The 14570-nt window shown below is 73.4% G+C and carries 12 protein-coding genes; 7 read left to right on the top strand and 5 right to left on the bottom strand.

All coding sequences use genetic code 11. From position 1 onward, the window contains the following. Positions 1–421: 421 nt before the first annotated feature. Positions 422–1516 (top strand): ArsR/SmtB family transcription factor, encoded by a 1095-nt coding sequence (locus tag AC3IYI_RS13015; RefSeq protein ID WP_489410329.1) that lies wholly within the window; start codon positions 422–424, stop codon positions 1514–1516. 207 nt (positions 1517–1723) lie between these two features. On the opposite strand, the gene AC3IYI_RS13010 is transcribed toward AC3IYI_RS13015, so the two are convergent. After that, positions 1724–2884 carry an alkaline phosphatase PhoX gene (locus AC3IYI_RS13010; RefSeq protein WP_489410328.1) on the bottom strand — a complete coding sequence of 387 codons (1161 nt, stop codon included), beginning with the start codon at positions 2882–2884 and terminating at the stop codon, positions 1724–1726. A gap of 278 nt (positions 2885–3162) precedes the next feature. On the opposite strand from AC3IYI_RS13010, the gene AC3IYI_RS13005 reads away from it, so the two are divergent. Next, positions 3163–3636, top strand: coding sequence for a group III truncated hemoglobin (locus AC3IYI_RS13005; protein ID WP_489410327.1), 474 nt, complete (start codon positions 3163–3165; stop codon positions 3634–3636). 113 nt (positions 3637–3749) lie between these two features. Beyond that, entirely contained in the window at positions 3750–4157 is a 408-nt protein-coding gene (locus tag AC3IYI_RS13000) for a VOC family protein (protein WP_489410326.1), read from the top strand. A gap of 3 nt (positions 4158–4160) precedes the next feature. On the opposite strand, the gene nirD is transcribed toward AC3IYI_RS13000, so the two are convergent. Genes nirD through AC3IYI_RS12985 form a run of 3 tightly spaced genes read right to left on the bottom strand, consistent with a single transcriptional unit; the run spans position 4161 to position 8496 of the window. Further along, positions 4161–4496: a nitrite reductase small subunit NirD gene (nirD, locus tag AC3IYI_RS12995; protein ID WP_243334654.1), complete on the bottom strand. Its 336-nt coding sequence runs from the start codon at positions 4494–4496 to the stop codon at positions 4161–4163. Further along, positions 4493–7093 carry a nitrite reductase large subunit NirB gene (gene nirB / locus AC3IYI_RS12990; protein ID WP_489410325.1) on the bottom strand — a complete coding sequence of 867 codons (2601 nt, stop codon included), beginning with the start codon at positions 7091–7093 and terminating at the stop codon, positions 4493–4495. Before nirB ends, nirD begins: the two co-directional genes overlap by 4 nt. A 2-nt stretch (positions 7094–7095) precedes the next feature. Further along, entirely contained in the window at positions 7096–8496 is a 1401-nt protein-coding gene (locus AC3IYI_RS12985) for an NAD(P)/FAD-dependent oxidoreductase (RefSeq protein WP_489410324.1), read from the bottom strand. 177 nt (positions 8497–8673) lie between these two features. On the opposite strand from AC3IYI_RS12985, the gene AC3IYI_RS12980 reads away from it, so the two are divergent. From AC3IYI_RS12980 to AC3IYI_RS12965, 4 genes are all read left to right on the top strand, one after another. Beyond that, positions 8674–9975, top strand: coding sequence for a ferredoxin reductase family protein (locus AC3IYI_RS12980; RefSeq protein WP_489410323.1), 1302 nt, complete (start codon positions 8674–8676; stop codon positions 9973–9975). 571 nt (positions 9976–10546) lie between these two features. Next, positions 10547–11323 carry a sulfite exporter TauE/SafE family protein gene (locus AC3IYI_RS12975; protein ID WP_489410322.1) on the top strand — a complete coding sequence of 259 codons (777 nt, stop codon included), beginning with the start codon at positions 10547–10549 and terminating at the stop codon, positions 11321–11323. 49 nt (positions 11324–11372) lie between these two features. Beyond that, positions 11373–12371, top strand: a complete 999-nt coding sequence (locus tag AC3IYI_RS12970) for a class I SAM-dependent methyltransferase (RefSeq protein ID WP_489410321.1) — start codon at positions 11373–11375, stop codon at positions 12369–12371. Beyond that, positions 12368–12880, top strand: a complete 513-nt coding sequence (locus AC3IYI_RS12965; protein ID WP_489410320.1) for a hypothetical protein — start codon at positions 12368–12370, stop codon at positions 12878–12880. The genes AC3IYI_RS12970 and AC3IYI_RS12965 overlap by 4 nt, the downstream gene beginning before the upstream one ends. Positions 12881–13065: 185 nt before the next feature. On the opposite strand, the gene AC3IYI_RS12960 is transcribed toward AC3IYI_RS12965, so the two are convergent. Continuing rightward, positions 13066–14475, bottom strand: a complete 1410-nt coding sequence (locus tag AC3IYI_RS12960) for an MFS transporter (protein WP_489410319.1) — start codon at positions 14473–14475, stop codon at positions 13066–13068. Between the last annotated feature and the right edge of the window lie 95 nt (positions 14476–14570).

The raw sequence follows: 14570 nt of genomic DNA, 5'->3' as shown, positions 1-14570 counted from the left end.
CCCCGGCCTTGGCCGCTGTCGCCCGCTGTCGCCCGCTGTTCCCCGGCGTTCCGCGGCGTTCCGTCGTGTTCCCCCGTGTTCGTGGGCGTTCCCCCGGGCTCAGATTTGGTTCAATGTTGTTCCAGATGCCTTAACGGCAACAGGCGGTGGACGGATCCCCACCCGTCCACCGCCTGTCGCCAATCCGCCGGACACGTCGGCGCTTCCCGGTGCGACCGACCGCCAGGCCCCGCAAAGCCCCCCACGGCCTTCGCGGAGCGTTTCGGTCGCGCCGGAGTGTGCCCGGCGGAGTACAGGATTTCGGTTGTCACACCCTCGCCGAAAGGGGTTTCAACTGTGGCTGAAAGGCCATGGTGACCACGTGTGACGGCGTGCATACTCAAGGGGCGGGGGGATTGCGGTTGCACAGGTGGGGGTTCGGGTGCTGCGTATCCATTTCACGGGAGTGGACCTCGCGCGCGTAAGGATGGCAGGGCGTCCGGATGCGTTGTGGGAAACGATTCTGAGTTTTCACCGCTTACGAGAGCGGCGGGATACCCGGCTCTTCGGCGATTGGCGTGCGGAAACACGCACCAGGTTGAATGGTGAAACACGACTTCTCGGTGCGCTGATACCGAGCCGCGGGTATTTCCCCGATTTCCTGACCCCCGTGGAGGGGCAGTACGGGTGGGACGTGGGCCTCGACGCACTGCGCGGGATCCGCCCCGAGCGGCTGCGGCGCGAGCTCCTGCTGCTCGGCCGGGGCGTGGAGTCGGGCTCCGGCATGGCCGCGGCCTTCGGGATGCCGACGGTTGCGGGCAGGGCCGGCGGGGGCGCGTACCGCGGCTCCGAGGCCCTGGTGCCCAGGCGGCTGCGGGACTTCATGGAGGGGGACACCGCGCACCTGCCCCGGCTGATGGGGGAGCTGCGCGGGTACCACCGGGCGGCCGTGGAGCCGTACTGGAGCCACATCCAGGCGCAGATCGAGGCCGAGCGGGCCGCGCGGGGGCGGGCGCTGCTCGACGGGGGAGCGGACGAACTGCTGGCCTCGCTGCCGCCGATGCTGCGGTGGCGGGCGCCGGTGCTGGAGTGCGACTACCCCGTGGACCGGGACGTACGGCTACGGGGGCGCGGGCTGCTGCTCCAGCCCTCCTTCTTCTGCCGGCGCACGGCGGTGACCCTGCACGATCCGGAGCTGCCGCCCGTGCTGGTGTATCCGGCGGCGGCCGAGCTGTCCTCGGCGCAGGTCGGCGGCGAGGCGGCCCGGCCGGCGGAGGAGCGGCGCCGGCAGCGCCAGCACACCCTGGGCAAGCTCGTCGGGCACACCCGGTCGGTGGTGCTCCAGGCGATCGGCGACGGGGCCACCACGAGCGAGCTGGCGCGGCGGGCCGGGGTCTCGCTGGCCTCCGCGAGCCAGCACGCGGGGGTGATGCGGGAGGCCGGGCTGGTCACCACGCTGCGGCGGGGCAACGCGGTGCTGCACACGGTGACGCCGTTGGGAGCTGCGCTGCTCAAGGGCGGGGCCGTGGTGTCGTGACCGGCCGCGCCCCGGCGGGTTCGTGACCCCGCCGGGGTGCGGTCGGTGGTGACCTGCGGCGCCGTTGCCTGGGGCTCCGCCCCCGGGCCCCCGCGCCTCAAACGCCGGCGGGGCTGGATTTGGCCCCGGCCGGTGGTGACCTGCGGCGCCGTGTCCTGGGGCACTGCCCCAGACCCCGCGCCTCAAACGCCGGCGGGGCTGGATCGGTCAGGTGCGGAACGGGCCCGTGACCTCGTACGTGATGCCGCCCGTGGAGCTGCCGCTCGTGCCGCGCTGGCTGCTGAAGTAGAGGCGGTTGCCGGCGGGGGAGAAGGCCGGGCCGGTGATCTCCGAGGAGGACTGGCCGGTGACCCGCAGGAAGGGGGCGACGATGTCGTCCGGGGTGATGACGCAGATCTCCAGGTTGCCGCCGTCCTCGGCGACGTACAGGTCGCCGTACGAGGAACCCGTGACGTTGTCGACGCCCGTCAGGGGCGCGCCGCCGCCGGAGACCAGGGAGTCGTCGTAGGCGAGCTCGTAGGTGCTGTTCGCGAGGTTGAGCTGCCAGACGCGGTTGTCGCCCTTGGTGGTGAACCAGACCGTGTCGTTGGCGTAGTGGCAGCCCTCGCCGCCGTTGAACTTCTTCGACCCCGAGACCTGGGTGCGGGTGGTGGTCGGCGAGCCGTCCGGGTCCGGGACGTTCTGCCAGGTGAAGGAGCCGGAGGTGGCGGTGCCGGCGACGAGCACCTGGAGGGTGCCCGAAGAGAGGTTGCCCCAGGTGGTGGGGATGAAGCGGTAGAAGCAGCCGCTCGACTCGTCCTCCGTCATGTAGATCACCTGGCGCACGGGGTCGGCGGCGGCCGCCTCGTGCTTGAAGCGGCCCATCGCGGAGCGCCGGACGGACGCGTTCACCCCGTACGGGTCCGCCTCGTAGACGTAGCCGAGGCTGACCTCCTCGCAGGACAGCCAGGTGTTCCACGGGGTCTTGCCGCCCGCGCAGTTCTGGCGGGTGTTGGAGAGGATCCGGTAGGCGCCGGTGACGGTGCCCGCGGAGTTGAACTTCACCGCGCTCGCACCGCCGGAGGGGTTGATCTCCGAGTTCGACACGTAGATCCAGCCCGTGCCGTCGGCGAAACAGGCGCCGCCGTCGGGGGCGCTGTGCCAGGTGTACGAGGTGCCGGGGACCGTCTGGCTGGAGCGGGCTATCACCCGGCTGCTGAAGCCCGCGGGCAGCATGATGCCGTTGGCGTCGGCGGCGCCGAGCGCCCCGTAGGGTCCGGCGCCGGGCTGGGCGGGGGCCGCGTAGGCCGCGCCGTGCATCAGCGTGCCGCCGAAGGCGGCGGCGGAGGAGCCGATGACGGCCCCGCGAAGGAAGGTACGACGTTCCACGGTCACTCCTGTGGGAGGAGGGGCTCCGCGCCCGGTCGGGCGAGGAGTCACGCACGCGTCGAGGAACTTAGAACCGTCGAGTTGACGTGACGTCAATTCCATATGACGCGGGAGCGACCGGCGTGAGGTCAATCCTCCCGGAGGGATTTCCTGAAATCGGAGAGGGGTGAGGAGAGGGGTGAGGAGGGCGAGAGGAGAGCCGTCGAAGCGGGCCGGGACGGGGTGATGCAGGACTTTCTGCCCTGGGGAGGGGGCCGGTGCGGGAGGATGGTGGAGTGATGAACCCCCACGCCGCCAACGCCGCCGACGCCGACATCACCGGCCGCGCCGACCTCGACGTCGTGCTGCGCCGCTTCTACACGGCGGCCTTCGCCGACCCGCGGATCGGGCCCTTCTTCACCGAGATCGCCGGTACCGACCTCGACGTGCACCTGCCCCGGATCACCGACTTCTGGGAGCGGGCGCTCTTCCGCAGCGCCGACTACCGGCGCGACGCCTTCGCCCCGCACGCGGCCCTCCAGTCGGTCCGCGAGATGACCGCCGAGGACTTCGGGCGCTGGGTGCAGCTGTGGCGGGCCACGATCGACGGACTGCACCGGGGGCGGAACGCGGAGCGGGCCAAGGCCCAGGGCGAGCGGATCGCGCTGGCCCTGCACAAGCGGCTGGCCGGCGTCGACGCCTCGCTGGAGAGCGCCGATGGGCTGGGCTTCGTACCGCTGGCGGCCCTGGAGCTGCGCTCGACCATGGGCTGACCTGCGGTTTCTTGGATCCTGGAAAAACTTTCGCGGGGAGCGATGAGTTTCCCGGAGGGCTCCGGTCTACCTCTCGAAAGCAACGCCAACGCACCGAGAGAAGAGAGACCGCGATGTCCTCCACCATGATCTTCGTCAACCTGCCGGTCAAGGACCTCGAGGCCACCAAGACCTTCTGGGGCAAGCTCGGTTACGGCTTCAACGCCCAGTTCACCGACGAGAACTGCGCCGCGATGCCCATCACCGACTCGATCGTGGCCATGTTCCTGACCGAGGCCCGGTACAAGGACTTCACCCACAAGAGCATCGCGGACGCCACCACCACCTCCGAGGTGCTGCTGTGTCTGAGCGCCGAGAGCCGCACCGCCGTAGACGAGTTCGTCGACGGGGCCCTGGCGGCCGGCGCCACCGAGCCCCGCCCCGCCCAGGACCACGGCGTCATGTACGGCCGGGCCTTCGACGACCTCGAGGGCCACACCTGGGAGATCATGTGGATGGACCCGTCGATCGTTCAGGCCTGAGCCTCACCCCGAGGTCGCGGCGGTCCGTACCGGGTACGTCCGGACCGCCACCTCCTCGTCGTCCAGGCAGTGCCCCGACTCCAGGTCGAAGCGCTGCTTGAGCAGCGGCGAGGCCACGAAGAGCCGTCCCGCGGCCGAGCCGACCAGCCCGCGCGAGAGCACCTGCGCCCCGGTGAAGGGGTCCCGGTTGCCGATGGCGTACGGGCGCCCCGCGCGGTCGACGAACACGGCGGCCTGGCTGCCGTCGGGCAGCAGCGCCGCCACCCCGCGCCCGGGGATCAGCGCCGACAGCTCGCACACGGTGAGCCATCCCTCCGCCACCTGCAGTTCCACGGTCATCGGGTGCCTCCCAGGGGCTCCAGGGTGAGGATGGCCAGGTCGGGCTTGACCTGACCGCGTTCGGGGACGAACTTCACGCTCGGGTCGGGTGCGCCCGGGGCGTTGACGAAGGACACGAACCGGCGCAGCCGCTCCGGGTCGTCCAGGGTCTCGGCCCACTCGTCGCGGTAGTGCGCCACGTGGTCGGCCATCAGCGATTCCAGCTCCGCGCACAGCCCGAGCGAGTCGCGCACGATCACGTCCCGCAGGTGCTCCAGGCCGCCCTCCAGCCGGTCCAGCCAGGTGGAGGTCCGCTCCAGCCGGTCGGCGGTGCGGATGTAGAACATCAGGAACCGGTCGATGAGCCGGACCAGTTCGGCGTCCGACAGGTCCTGGGCCAGCAGGTCGGCGTGGCGCGGGGTGGCCCCGCCGTTGCCGCCGACGTAGAGGTTCCAGCCGCTCGCCGTCGCGATGATCCCGAAGTCCTTGCTCTGTGCCTCCGCGCACTCCCGGGCGCAGCCGGAGACCGCCGACTTGAGCTTGTGCGGGGCGCGCAGGCCGCGGTAGCGCAGCTCCAGGTCGATGGCCATCCGTACGGAGTCCTGGACCCCGTAGCGGCACCAGGTCTGGCCCACGCAGGACTTCACCGTCCGCAGGGCCTTGCCGTACGCGTGCCCGGACTCGAATCCGGCCTCGACGAGCCGGGCCCAGATGAGGGGGAGCTGGTCGATGGCGGCGCCGAAGAGGTCGATGCGCTGGCCGCCGGTGATCTTCGTGTAGAGGCCGAAGTCGCGGGCGACCTCGCCGATCACGATGAGCTTGTCGGGGGTGATCTCGCCGCCGGGGATGCGCGGGACGACCGAGTACGAGCCGTTGCGCTGCATGTTGGCGAGGAAGTGGTCGTTGGTGTCCTGGAGGGCGGCCTGCTCCCCGTCCAGGACGTAGCCGCTCGCGCCCAGGGTGGGGGCGAGTGAGGCGATGATCGAACCGACGGTGGGCTTGCAGACCTCGCAGCCTTCGCCGCCGCGCGCCTCCTCGCGGCCGTGGCTGTCGAGGAGCTTCTCGTACGAGGTCACGCGCAGGGTGCGGACGATCTCGTAGAGCTCGGCGCGGGTGAAGGGGAAGCAGTCGCAGAGCCCCTTGTCGGCGGCGGGCGGCATCAGCTGGCCGATCACCTTGAGGCAGCTCCCGCACCCGGTGCCCGCCTTGGTGCACTTCTTGACCTCGGGGACGGTGCTGTGGGCGGTGATGGCCTTCTTGGTGACGTTGTGGCAGGAGCAGATGACCGCGGTGTCGGGGAGCGAGCCGGGGCCGAGGGCGACGGGTGCTCCGGCGCCGGCGGGCATCACCAGCTGCTCGGGGGTGACGGGCGGTACGGAGCCGGTGAGCGGGCGCAGCAGGCCGTAGGAGTCGGCGTCGCCGACCAGGACGCCGCCGAGCAGCACGCCTTCGGCGGAGACGACCACCTTCTTGTAGACGCCGGAGCGGGAGTCGGAGTAGACGACGTCGAGGCTGCCGGCGGTGGCGCCGTGCGCGTCGCCGAAGGAGGCCACGTCCACGCCGAGCAGCTTGAGCTTGGTGGAGAGGTCGGCGCCGGTGAACTCCTTCCCGCGGCCCAGCAGGTCGGCCGCGGCCGTCTCCGCCATCTCGTAGCCGGGGGCGACGAGCCCGTAGACGCGGCCGTCTGAGGCGAGCGCGCACTCGCCGATGGCGTAGACGTGCGGGTCGGAGGTGCGGCAGCGGGCGTCGACGGAGATGCCGCCGCGTTCGCCGACGGCCAGTCCGCTCTCGCGGGCGAGCTGGTCGCGGGGGCGGACGCCCGCGGAGAAGACGACCAGGTCGGTGGCGACGCTGGAGCCGTCGGACAGCTTCATGCCGCTGACCGCGCCGTCCTCGCCGGTGAGCACTTCCTGGGTGCCGACGCCCGTGTGGACGGTGAGCCCCATGTTCTGGATGGTGCGGAGCAGGGCCGCGCCGCCGCCCTCGTCGACCTGGACGGGCATCAGGCGGGGCGCGAACTCCACGATCTGAGTGGTGAGTCCGAGGCCCTGGAGCGCGCCGGCGGCCTCCAGCCCGAGCAGGCCGCCGCCGACCACGGCGCCGGTGGTCCGGGTCTTCGCGTACTCCTCGATCGCGAGGAGGTCCTCGATGGTGCGGTACACGAAACAGCCGGGGGCGTCCTTGCCGGGGACGGGCGGCACGAAGGGGTAGCTGCCGGTCGCGAGCACGAGCACGTCGTACGGGAACACCCGCCCCGTGCGGGAGGTGACGGTGCGGGCTTCGCGGTCGATGCTCTCGGCGGGGTCGTCGAGGTGCAGGGCGATCCCGTGCTCCTCCATGAAGGAGGCTGGGGTGAGGGAGAGGTCCTCGGGGGTGCTGCCGGAGAAGTACGAGGTCAGGTGCACGCGGTCATAGGCGGGGCGGGGCTCCTCGCAGAGCACGGTGATCCGGTGCGTGGCGGTGGCGCCGAGTTCGGCGAGCGCCTCCAGGTAGCGCTGGCCGACCATGCCGTGGCCGATGAGCACGAGGGCGGGCTTCCGGGTCCCGGGGGTCTGGGCGGTGGCCTGCGTGGTGGCCTGGGCGGTGCCCGGGGCGGGCGTGGGCGTGGCTGCGGCCATGATCAGGAGCCTCCGTCGTCGGTGAGCAGGTGGTGCAGGTCGAAGAGACCGTGCTGGTCGGTGAGGGGGGCGCCGTCCTCCCAGCTGCGGGCGAGGGCGCCCACGCTGGAGAGTTCACCGAGCAGGACCCCGCCGACGAGGCGGTCGCCTCGGACGACGACCTTGCGGTAGGTGCGGCGGGTGGCGTCGGTGAGCCGGACCACGTCGTCGCCGGGGAGCGGGGTTGTCTCGCCGAAGGCGGCGAGGTCGAGGGGCCGGTCGCCCCCGGCGGTGAGGGTGAGGCGGGTGAGGGCGCGGGTGCCGGCGTAGGCGGGGTCCGCGACGAGCCCCCCGCCGGTGCCGAGCAGGACGTCGGCGAGGGCGTCGGCCTGTTCGAGGGCGGGGCCGGCCAGTCCGTACACCCGGCCCGCGTGCTCGGCGCAGTCGCCGATGGCGTGGATGCGGGGATCGCTGGTGCGGAGCTCGTCGTCGACGAGGATGCCGGTGCGGACGTCGAGGCCGGCGGCCTGGGCGAGGCCGGTGCGGGGGCGGACGCCGCAGGCGAGGACGACGAGGTCGGCGTCGAGGCGGTAGCCGACGGCGAGGTCGACGCCGGTGACCTGGCGGTGGGCCTGGGCGGGGTTGGTTCCCGGGCGCCGGCCCGGGGTGCGGGCGGGGGCGGCGGCTGCGGGAGTGGCGGCCCTGCGGGGCGTTCCGGGCTCTGCCCGGACCCGCTCCTCAAACGCCGGAGGGGCTGGATTTTGGCTGATGCCGCCGGCAGGGTGCGTCGTCGAGAGGCCTCGGACTCGGCATTCCGTGTGGATCTCCACGCCCAGGGTGGCCAGGTGGGTGCGCAGCAGGGCCGAGGCTTCCGCGTCGAGTTGGCGCTCCATCAGGCGCTCGCCCTGCTGTGCCAGGACGACCTGGGCGCCGCGCTCGGCCAGCGCGCGGGCCGCCGAGACGCCGAGGAGGCCGCCGCCGATCACCACCGCGCGCACGCCGGGACGTACGGCAGCCGACAGGGCCAGGCAGTCGTCCATGGTGCGGAACGCGTGGACCCCGGCGGGGAGTTCCCGCCCTTCGGGTTCGAAGAGGCCGCGCAGCGGAGGGAGGACCGGGTTCGACCCCGTGGCCAGGACGAGGGTGCCGTACGGCTCGACGGTGCCGTCGTCGCAGTGCACCACCTGCTCCGCCCGGTCGATCCGTACCGCCCGCACGCCCCGGCGCAGCGCCGGCCCGGGGGCCGGGAGGGCCGTCACCTCCGGCGCGTACCGGCCGGCCAGGACCTCCGCGAGGAGGACCCGGTTGTAGGGGGCGTGCGCCTCCTCGCCGAGGACGCGTACGTCCCCGCCCAGCCGGGCGGCGAGCCGCAGGCCGGCGAGGCCGCCGCCGATCACCACCACGCGTTGCTGTTCCGAGGTCATGACACGAGAGTGCGGGGCCGCTGTTTCCCCACGGCATCGCCGTTGTTTCCCTGACGGAACGCCGACCTCAGCGTGTGGGTTAAGGGTCCGTGAGGCGTCGCTCAAGGCCGCCTTAAGGATCACCAAGGATCACCGGGAGGGCCCGGGAGCCCGCCGGACCGCCCTTAGCGTGACCGTATGCGAGAGCGAGACATGGCGGTTCGGGTCAAGGGCGGGATGCTCGGCGGGGCGGGGACCGTGGCCCTGCTGTGGGCCGCCCAGGTGCGGCCCTCGGCCCGGCTCGACGCGCTGTTCGCCACCGCCGCGCACCTGACCGGCCTGCTCGCCGGGTACGGGGTGCTCGTTCTGCTCTTCCTCATGGCCCGGGTCCCCGCCGTCGAGCACGGGGTGGGCGCGGCCCGGCTCGCCCGCTGGCACGCGCTGGGCGGCCGCCACGTCCTGCTGCTCTGTTTCGGGCACACGGCCTTCGCGCTCTGCGGCTACGCCGTGCACGAGGGGGTCGACGTGCTCTCCGCCGTCCGGGAGCTGCTCGGCTACCCGGCGCTGGCCGCCGCGGCGATCGGGACCGTCCTCCTGGTCGCCGTCGGCATCACCTCCGCCCGCTCCGTACGCCGCCGGGTCAGCCACGAAACCTGGCGGGGGGTCCACCTCCTGGTGTACCTCGCCGCCGCCCTCGCCTTCGGCCACCAGCTCGCCGGGCCCGACCTGGCCCTCGTCGCCTGGTTCTGGGCCCTCGCCCACGCGGTGGTCGCCGTCCTGCTGCTCTGGTACCGGGCCGTGGTCCCCGTACGCCAGGCCCTGCGGCACGCGCTGCGCGTCGCCGAGGTCCGCGTGGAGGGGCCCGGGGTGGTCTCCGTCCTCGTCTACGGGGAGCACCTCGCGGAGCTGCGCGCGGAGCCGGGGCAGTTCCTGCGCTGGCGGTTCCTGCAGCGCCGGCTGTGGCACACCGCGCTGCCGTTCTCGCTGTCGGCGCCGGTCCGCGGGAACACCCTGCGCATCACCGTGAAGGCCCTCGGAGGCCACTCCCGCCGGATCCGCCGGCTGCGCCCCGGCACCCGCGTCCTCGCCACCGGCCCCTTCGGGGCGCTCACCGCGGCCCGGCGGACCCGGACCAAGGTGCTGCTGATCGCCGGCGGGGTCGGGATCACCCCGATGCGGGCGCTGTTCGAGACGCTGCCCGGCGGGCCGGGGGACATCACCCTGCTCTACCGGGCGGGCGCCGAGGAGCACCTCGTCCTGCGCTCCGAGCTGGAGGCCATCGCCGCCGAACGGCAGGCCGGGCTGCACTACCTGCTCGGGCCGTCGGGCGCCGCCTTCGACCCACTGGCTCCGCAGGCGCTGGCCGCGCTGGTCCCGGAGCTGGCCGAGCACGACGTGTACCTGTGCGGGCCGCCCGGGATGGCGGACGCCACCCAGTCGGCGCTGCTGCGGGCCGGGGTGCCGGCGGGGCGGATCCACGCCGAGTGCTTCGGGTTCTGAACCCGCCGCCGGGTCCGCTGCCGCCGTCGAGCCCGCTTCCGTTTCCGCCCCCCCGAGGCCCCCGAGAGGTCGCCGCACCATGCGTCACCCGCTGCACGTGGCCCTGCCCGTGTCCGTTCCCGCTGCGCGGGGCTTGTCCCCTACCCGCCCTTCGCCCATCCCCCAGACTCCGTCCGGGGGGACCCCCAGCCGAGCTCTGCCCGGACCCGGTCCTCAAACGCCGGACGGGCTGGAGGGGGCTCCGGGCTGCGCCGGGACCCCCTGGGGCTCTGCCCCAGACCCCGCGCCTCGAACGCCGGCGGGGCTGGAGGTGGCCGCAGGTCGGCACCGTAGGCCCCGTACCTCCGCGGCGCGCGCGGTGCTGGCCGCGCTGGTCTCCCTGCCGCCCGCCCGGCGGCTGGCGGCAGGGCTCGGGCTGGCCAGTGTGCTGGTGGCGAGCGTGCTGACGGCGGCGGTGGATCCGTCGGCCCCCGTGGCCCCGGACCGGGCTCCGGCCCGGCAAAGCTCAACCTTTGCGCAAGTTTCCGGGGATTGATGGCCACTGCACCCAACCCCTCCATAAGGTCGGGCCGTGCCTGACATATCGACAACCATGATCATCGTGCTGTGTGTGGCCGCCGCCGCGGCCGGCTGGATCGACGCCGTCGTGGGCGGCGGCGGCCTGCTGCTCCTGCCCGCCCTGCTCCTCGGCCTGCCGAACGCCCACCCCGCCACCGTCCTCGGCACCAACAAGGCCGTGGCCATCGTCGGGACCTCGGGCGCGGCCGTGGCGTACCTGCGCAAGACCCCGGTGGACGTGAAGCTCGCCGTCCGCATCGGCCTGGCCGCGCTCGTCGGCTCGATGGGCGGGGCCGCCCTGGCCGGCGGCATCAGCAAGGACGCCCTGCGCCCGCTGATCATGGTGGTCCTGGTGGTCGTCGCGGCCTTCGTCCTCTTCCGCCCCGGCTTCGGCGTCGCTCCCGGAGCCGCCCCCGTCAGCCGCCGGCGCGTCCTGCTCACCATCGCCCTGGCCGGCCTCGGCATCGGCTTCTACGACGGGCTCATCGGCCCCGGCACCGGCACCTTCCTGGTCCTGGCGCTGACGGCCCTGCTCCACCTCGACCTGGTCACGGCCTCCGCCACGGCGAAGATCGTCAACGTGTGCACCAACGCCGGAGCGCTCGCCATGTTCGCCTACCAGGGCATGGTGCTGTGGCAACTCGCCGCCCTGATGGCCGTGTTCAACCTGGCCGGCGCCATGATCGGTGCCCGGATGGCACTGAAGAAGGGCAGCGGCTTCGTCCGCGGAGTGCTCCTGACGGTCGTCGGCGGCCTAGTGGTGAAGCTGGGCTTCGAACAGTGGGGCTGATCTTGGACGCGCATGGGCGGGCCCGCCGCCGGGGGATAAAGTTGCCGACGTGCCCCACCTTGAGATATCCGACCTGATCACCGTCACCGATCCGCTCAGCGGGGCGCGACTGCCGGTGCACCGCGGTGACGTGGTCCGCCGGCTCGACGAGGCGGGGGATCCGCGCGGCGCCCGGATCGTCGCCGGGCTGCCGGCCGGGCCGGACGACGTGCTCGACCCGCTCGCCGTGGACCGCCTGATGATCGGCGTCCACACCGAGCTGCAGCGGCTCAGCGAGGAACTGCGCATCGGGGAGCGGCTGGTGCACGTACTGGACCCGCTGTTCGAGGCCATCCGCGAGATCGCGGGCCGCCGCGGCCGGTTCCGCCTGGTCGACATCGGCTCCGGGCTCGGCTACCTCGTCCGCTGGCTGGCGTCCACCGGCGCCCTCGGCCCGAACGTCGAGCTGATCGGCGTCGACCTCGACGCCGCGCTCGTCGCCGAGGCCGACCGGCTGGCCCGCGCCGAGGGACTCGACTGCCGGTTCGTCCACGGCAACGCCTTCGACCTCCCGGAGGTCGCCACCGTCTACGTCTCCACCGGGCTGCTCCACCACTTCCGCGGCCCCGCGCTCGCGGATTTCTTCGAGGCGCAGGCCGACTCCCAGGCACTCGCCTTCTGCCACTTCGACATCGCCGCCACCCGGCTGGCACCCTTGGGCGCCTGGATGTTCCACCGCGCCCGGATGCGCCATCCGCTCGGCCGCCACGACGGGGTCGTCTCCGCCCGGCGCGCCCACTCGGACGAAACCCTGCTGCGTGCCGCGACCGTACCGGGCATCCGGCCGCTGCTCTACGAACCCCGGGGCCTGTCCAACCCCTTCTGCACCACCGTGCGCCCGGTCCTCGGCATCCGCCCCTACCTGGAGGACCCGCTGCGCCAGGCCCTCGGCCGTGCCTCCCGCCGGCTCGTGGGCGCGGAGCACCTGACCCGCGGCGGACCGCCGGGGCACGACGCCGCGTCCTGGGCCGCCTCCGCCTCCGGGACCGCTTCCGGGGCCGCGCGATGAACCCGGTCCTGCCGCTCGCCGCCCTCGGCCTCGTCGACGCGGCGTTCAGCGGCTTCCGCGCCTACGCCGGCCGGGACGCCCGGATCCGCAAGCACCGCGCCGTCCTGCGCGCCTCCCTGCGCGGACTGGCGGTGGGCTCCGTCCTGCTGCTCGCCCCCGCCCTCACGGCCGGCGCCGTCCTGCTGCTCGCCGAGGACACCGACCGGGCGTACGGGACCCTCGCCGACGGCGGCATCGGCTTCCTCGTCCCGATCGGGGCCTACGCCCTCGCCGTCGGGCTCTCGCTCGCCGCCTACTTCACGCTGCCGCACCGGGCCGGCACCCTCGCCGTGGTCGTCGGGCTCGGCCCGCTGACCCTGGTCCGGCCGCTGGTCGTGGCCGCCGCCTGCGCCGGTGCGCTGGTCGCCGGGGGCGGCTGGACCTCGCTCCTGGTGGGAGTCGTGGCGGCCGTCGCGGTCCTGTGCGTCGAGCCGTACGTCCACCGCCGCTGGTACGCGTTTCCCGCCTAGTGCTGTGGCCGGAAAGGTTTGCCGGGTCGCGGTGTTCGGTGCGGTGCCTCGCAAGGCGGAGGGCCGTGCCTCGTACTGGACGTACTTGCGCGGTCCGACAACGCGGCGAGGTGCCGTGCCGGGCGCCGCGACACGGTGAACCTTTCCGGTCACAGCACTAGGCCGTCTCTTGTGGACCGGACGCCCTAAGGGGTGTCTTGCCGTTTCCCGGAGGCCCAGGCCACCACGAGGAGGAACAGTCCGCAGGCCGTCACGAGCAGCCAGCCCGGCCGGGACGCCCGGGCGAGGCCGTCGGGGCCGGCGCCCGCGGCCAGTGCCCCCGCGACGGCGATGCCGACGGCCGATCCGACCTGGCGGGCGGTGGAGGTGACGGCCCCGGCCACCCCGGCGCGGGACGGCGGGAGTCCGCCGACCGCGGTATGGGTCAGCGGGGCGTTGGCGAAGCCGAACCCGATGCCGATGAGCAGGTGGGCCAGCAGGAGCAGCGGCACGCTCGTGTCCGGGCCCAGGTCCACCACGCAGAGCCCGCCCGCCGCGGTGAAGCCGCCGGCGAGGAGCAGCGGACGCCGCGGCCCGAGGCGCCCCGTCAGGCTGCCGGACCACGGCGCGCACACCGTCGCCCCGAGTGCCATGGGCAGGGTCGCCGCACCGGCCGCGAGCGGGGTCCAGCCGCGGGCGTTCTGCAGGTACAGGGTGGTGAGCAGCAGGCTCACGCTCAGCGCGGCGAACACCGCCACCGCCCCCAGTACCGCCGAGGCGAAGGGCGGCCGCCGGAACAGCCCGAGGTCGATCAGGGGCTCGGGCCGGCGGAGCTCGACCCGGACGAAGGCCGTCGCCGCCGCCGCGACGACGGCGTAGCAGGCCAGGGCCGAGGGGGAGGACCAGCCGATGCGGGGGCCTTCGATCAGGACGCCGACCGAGACGCACAAGGCGGTCGTGAGGAGCAGCTGGCCGGGCAGATCGAGCCGCCGGGCGCGCTGACCGCGGGACTCCGGCACGAACACCGCGACCAGGACGAGCGCGCCGACGACCACCGGGGCGTTGATCCAGAACACCGACCGCCAGCCGAAGGCCGCGATGAGGGCCCCGCCGACGACCGGTCCCGCGGCCATGCTGAGCCCGAAGACGGAGGCCCATATGCCGATGGCCCGGGCCCGCTCCCGCGGGTCGGGCATCGCGTTGACGACGATCGCCAGGGCCACCGGGCTCAGCATCGAGGCCCCGACCCCCTGGACGGCCCGCGCCGCGACGAGGAAGCCGAGCGACGGGGCGAGCGCGCAGGCGAGGGAGGCGAGGCCGAAGACGGTCAGCCCGCACCGGAACACGCGACGGCGTCCGAAGCGGTCCGCGAGGGCGCCGGAGGCGATGAGGAGGCTGGCCAGGACCACGGTGTAGGCGTCCACGACCCACTCCAGACCGCGGGTGCCCACCCCCAGGCCGCGTCCGATCGCGGGCAGGCCCACGTTGACGATGGTGGTGTCCACTCCGATGAGGAACATGCTCAGCGCGCAGACGGCCAGTACCGTCCACCGGCAGCGCGGGCCGAGGGCGGGCCCGGGCCCCGCTGCCGTCCCGGCCGGGATCGTCGTGGTCATGGGTCCGCCTTCGGTCCGCGACGGCCTGTCGGCCGGCTGCTTCGGATGTCGGCCCATGCTCGTTCCGGGGAGTGGCCGCGGCCCAGGAAATTTGC

It is taken from the genome of Streptomyces sp. GL_148, from assembly GCF_057834205.1.
This window is presented reverse-complemented; position numbering and strand designations above follow the sequence as displayed.

Excerpts from the sequence above, each read along its gene's own strand:
- AC3IYI_RS13005 (WP_489410327.1), top strand. The coding sequence starts at position 3,163 with ATGAACCCCCACGCCGCCAACGCCGCCGACGCCGACATCACCGGCCGC.
- AC3IYI_RS13000 (WP_489410326.1), top strand. The coding sequence starts at position 3,750 with ATGTCCTCCACCATGATCTTCGTCAACCTGCCGGTCAAGGACCTCGAG.
- nirD (WP_243334654.1), bottom strand. The coding sequence starts at position 4,496 with ATGACCGTGGAACTGCAGGTGGCGGAGGGATGGCTCACCGTGTGCGAG.
- nirB (WP_489410325.1), bottom strand. The coding sequence starts at position 7,093 with ATGGCCGCAGCCACGCCCACGCCCGCCCCGGGCACCGCCCAGGCCACC.
- AC3IYI_RS12985 (WP_489410324.1), bottom strand. The coding sequence starts at position 8,496 with ATGACCTCGGAACAGCAACGCGTGGTGGTGATCGGCGGCGGCCTCGCC.
- AC3IYI_RS12980 (WP_489410323.1), top strand. The coding sequence starts at position 8,674 with ATGCGAGAGCGAGACATGGCGGTTCGGGTCAAGGGCGGGATGCTCGGC.
- AC3IYI_RS12965 (WP_489410320.1), top strand. The coding sequence starts at position 12,368 with ATGAACCCGGTCCTGCCGCTCGCCGCCCTCGGCCTCGTCGACGCGGCG.
- AC3IYI_RS12960 (WP_489410319.1), bottom strand. The coding sequence starts at position 14,475 with ATGACCACGACGATCCCGGCCGGGACGGCAGCGGGGCCCGGGCCCGCC.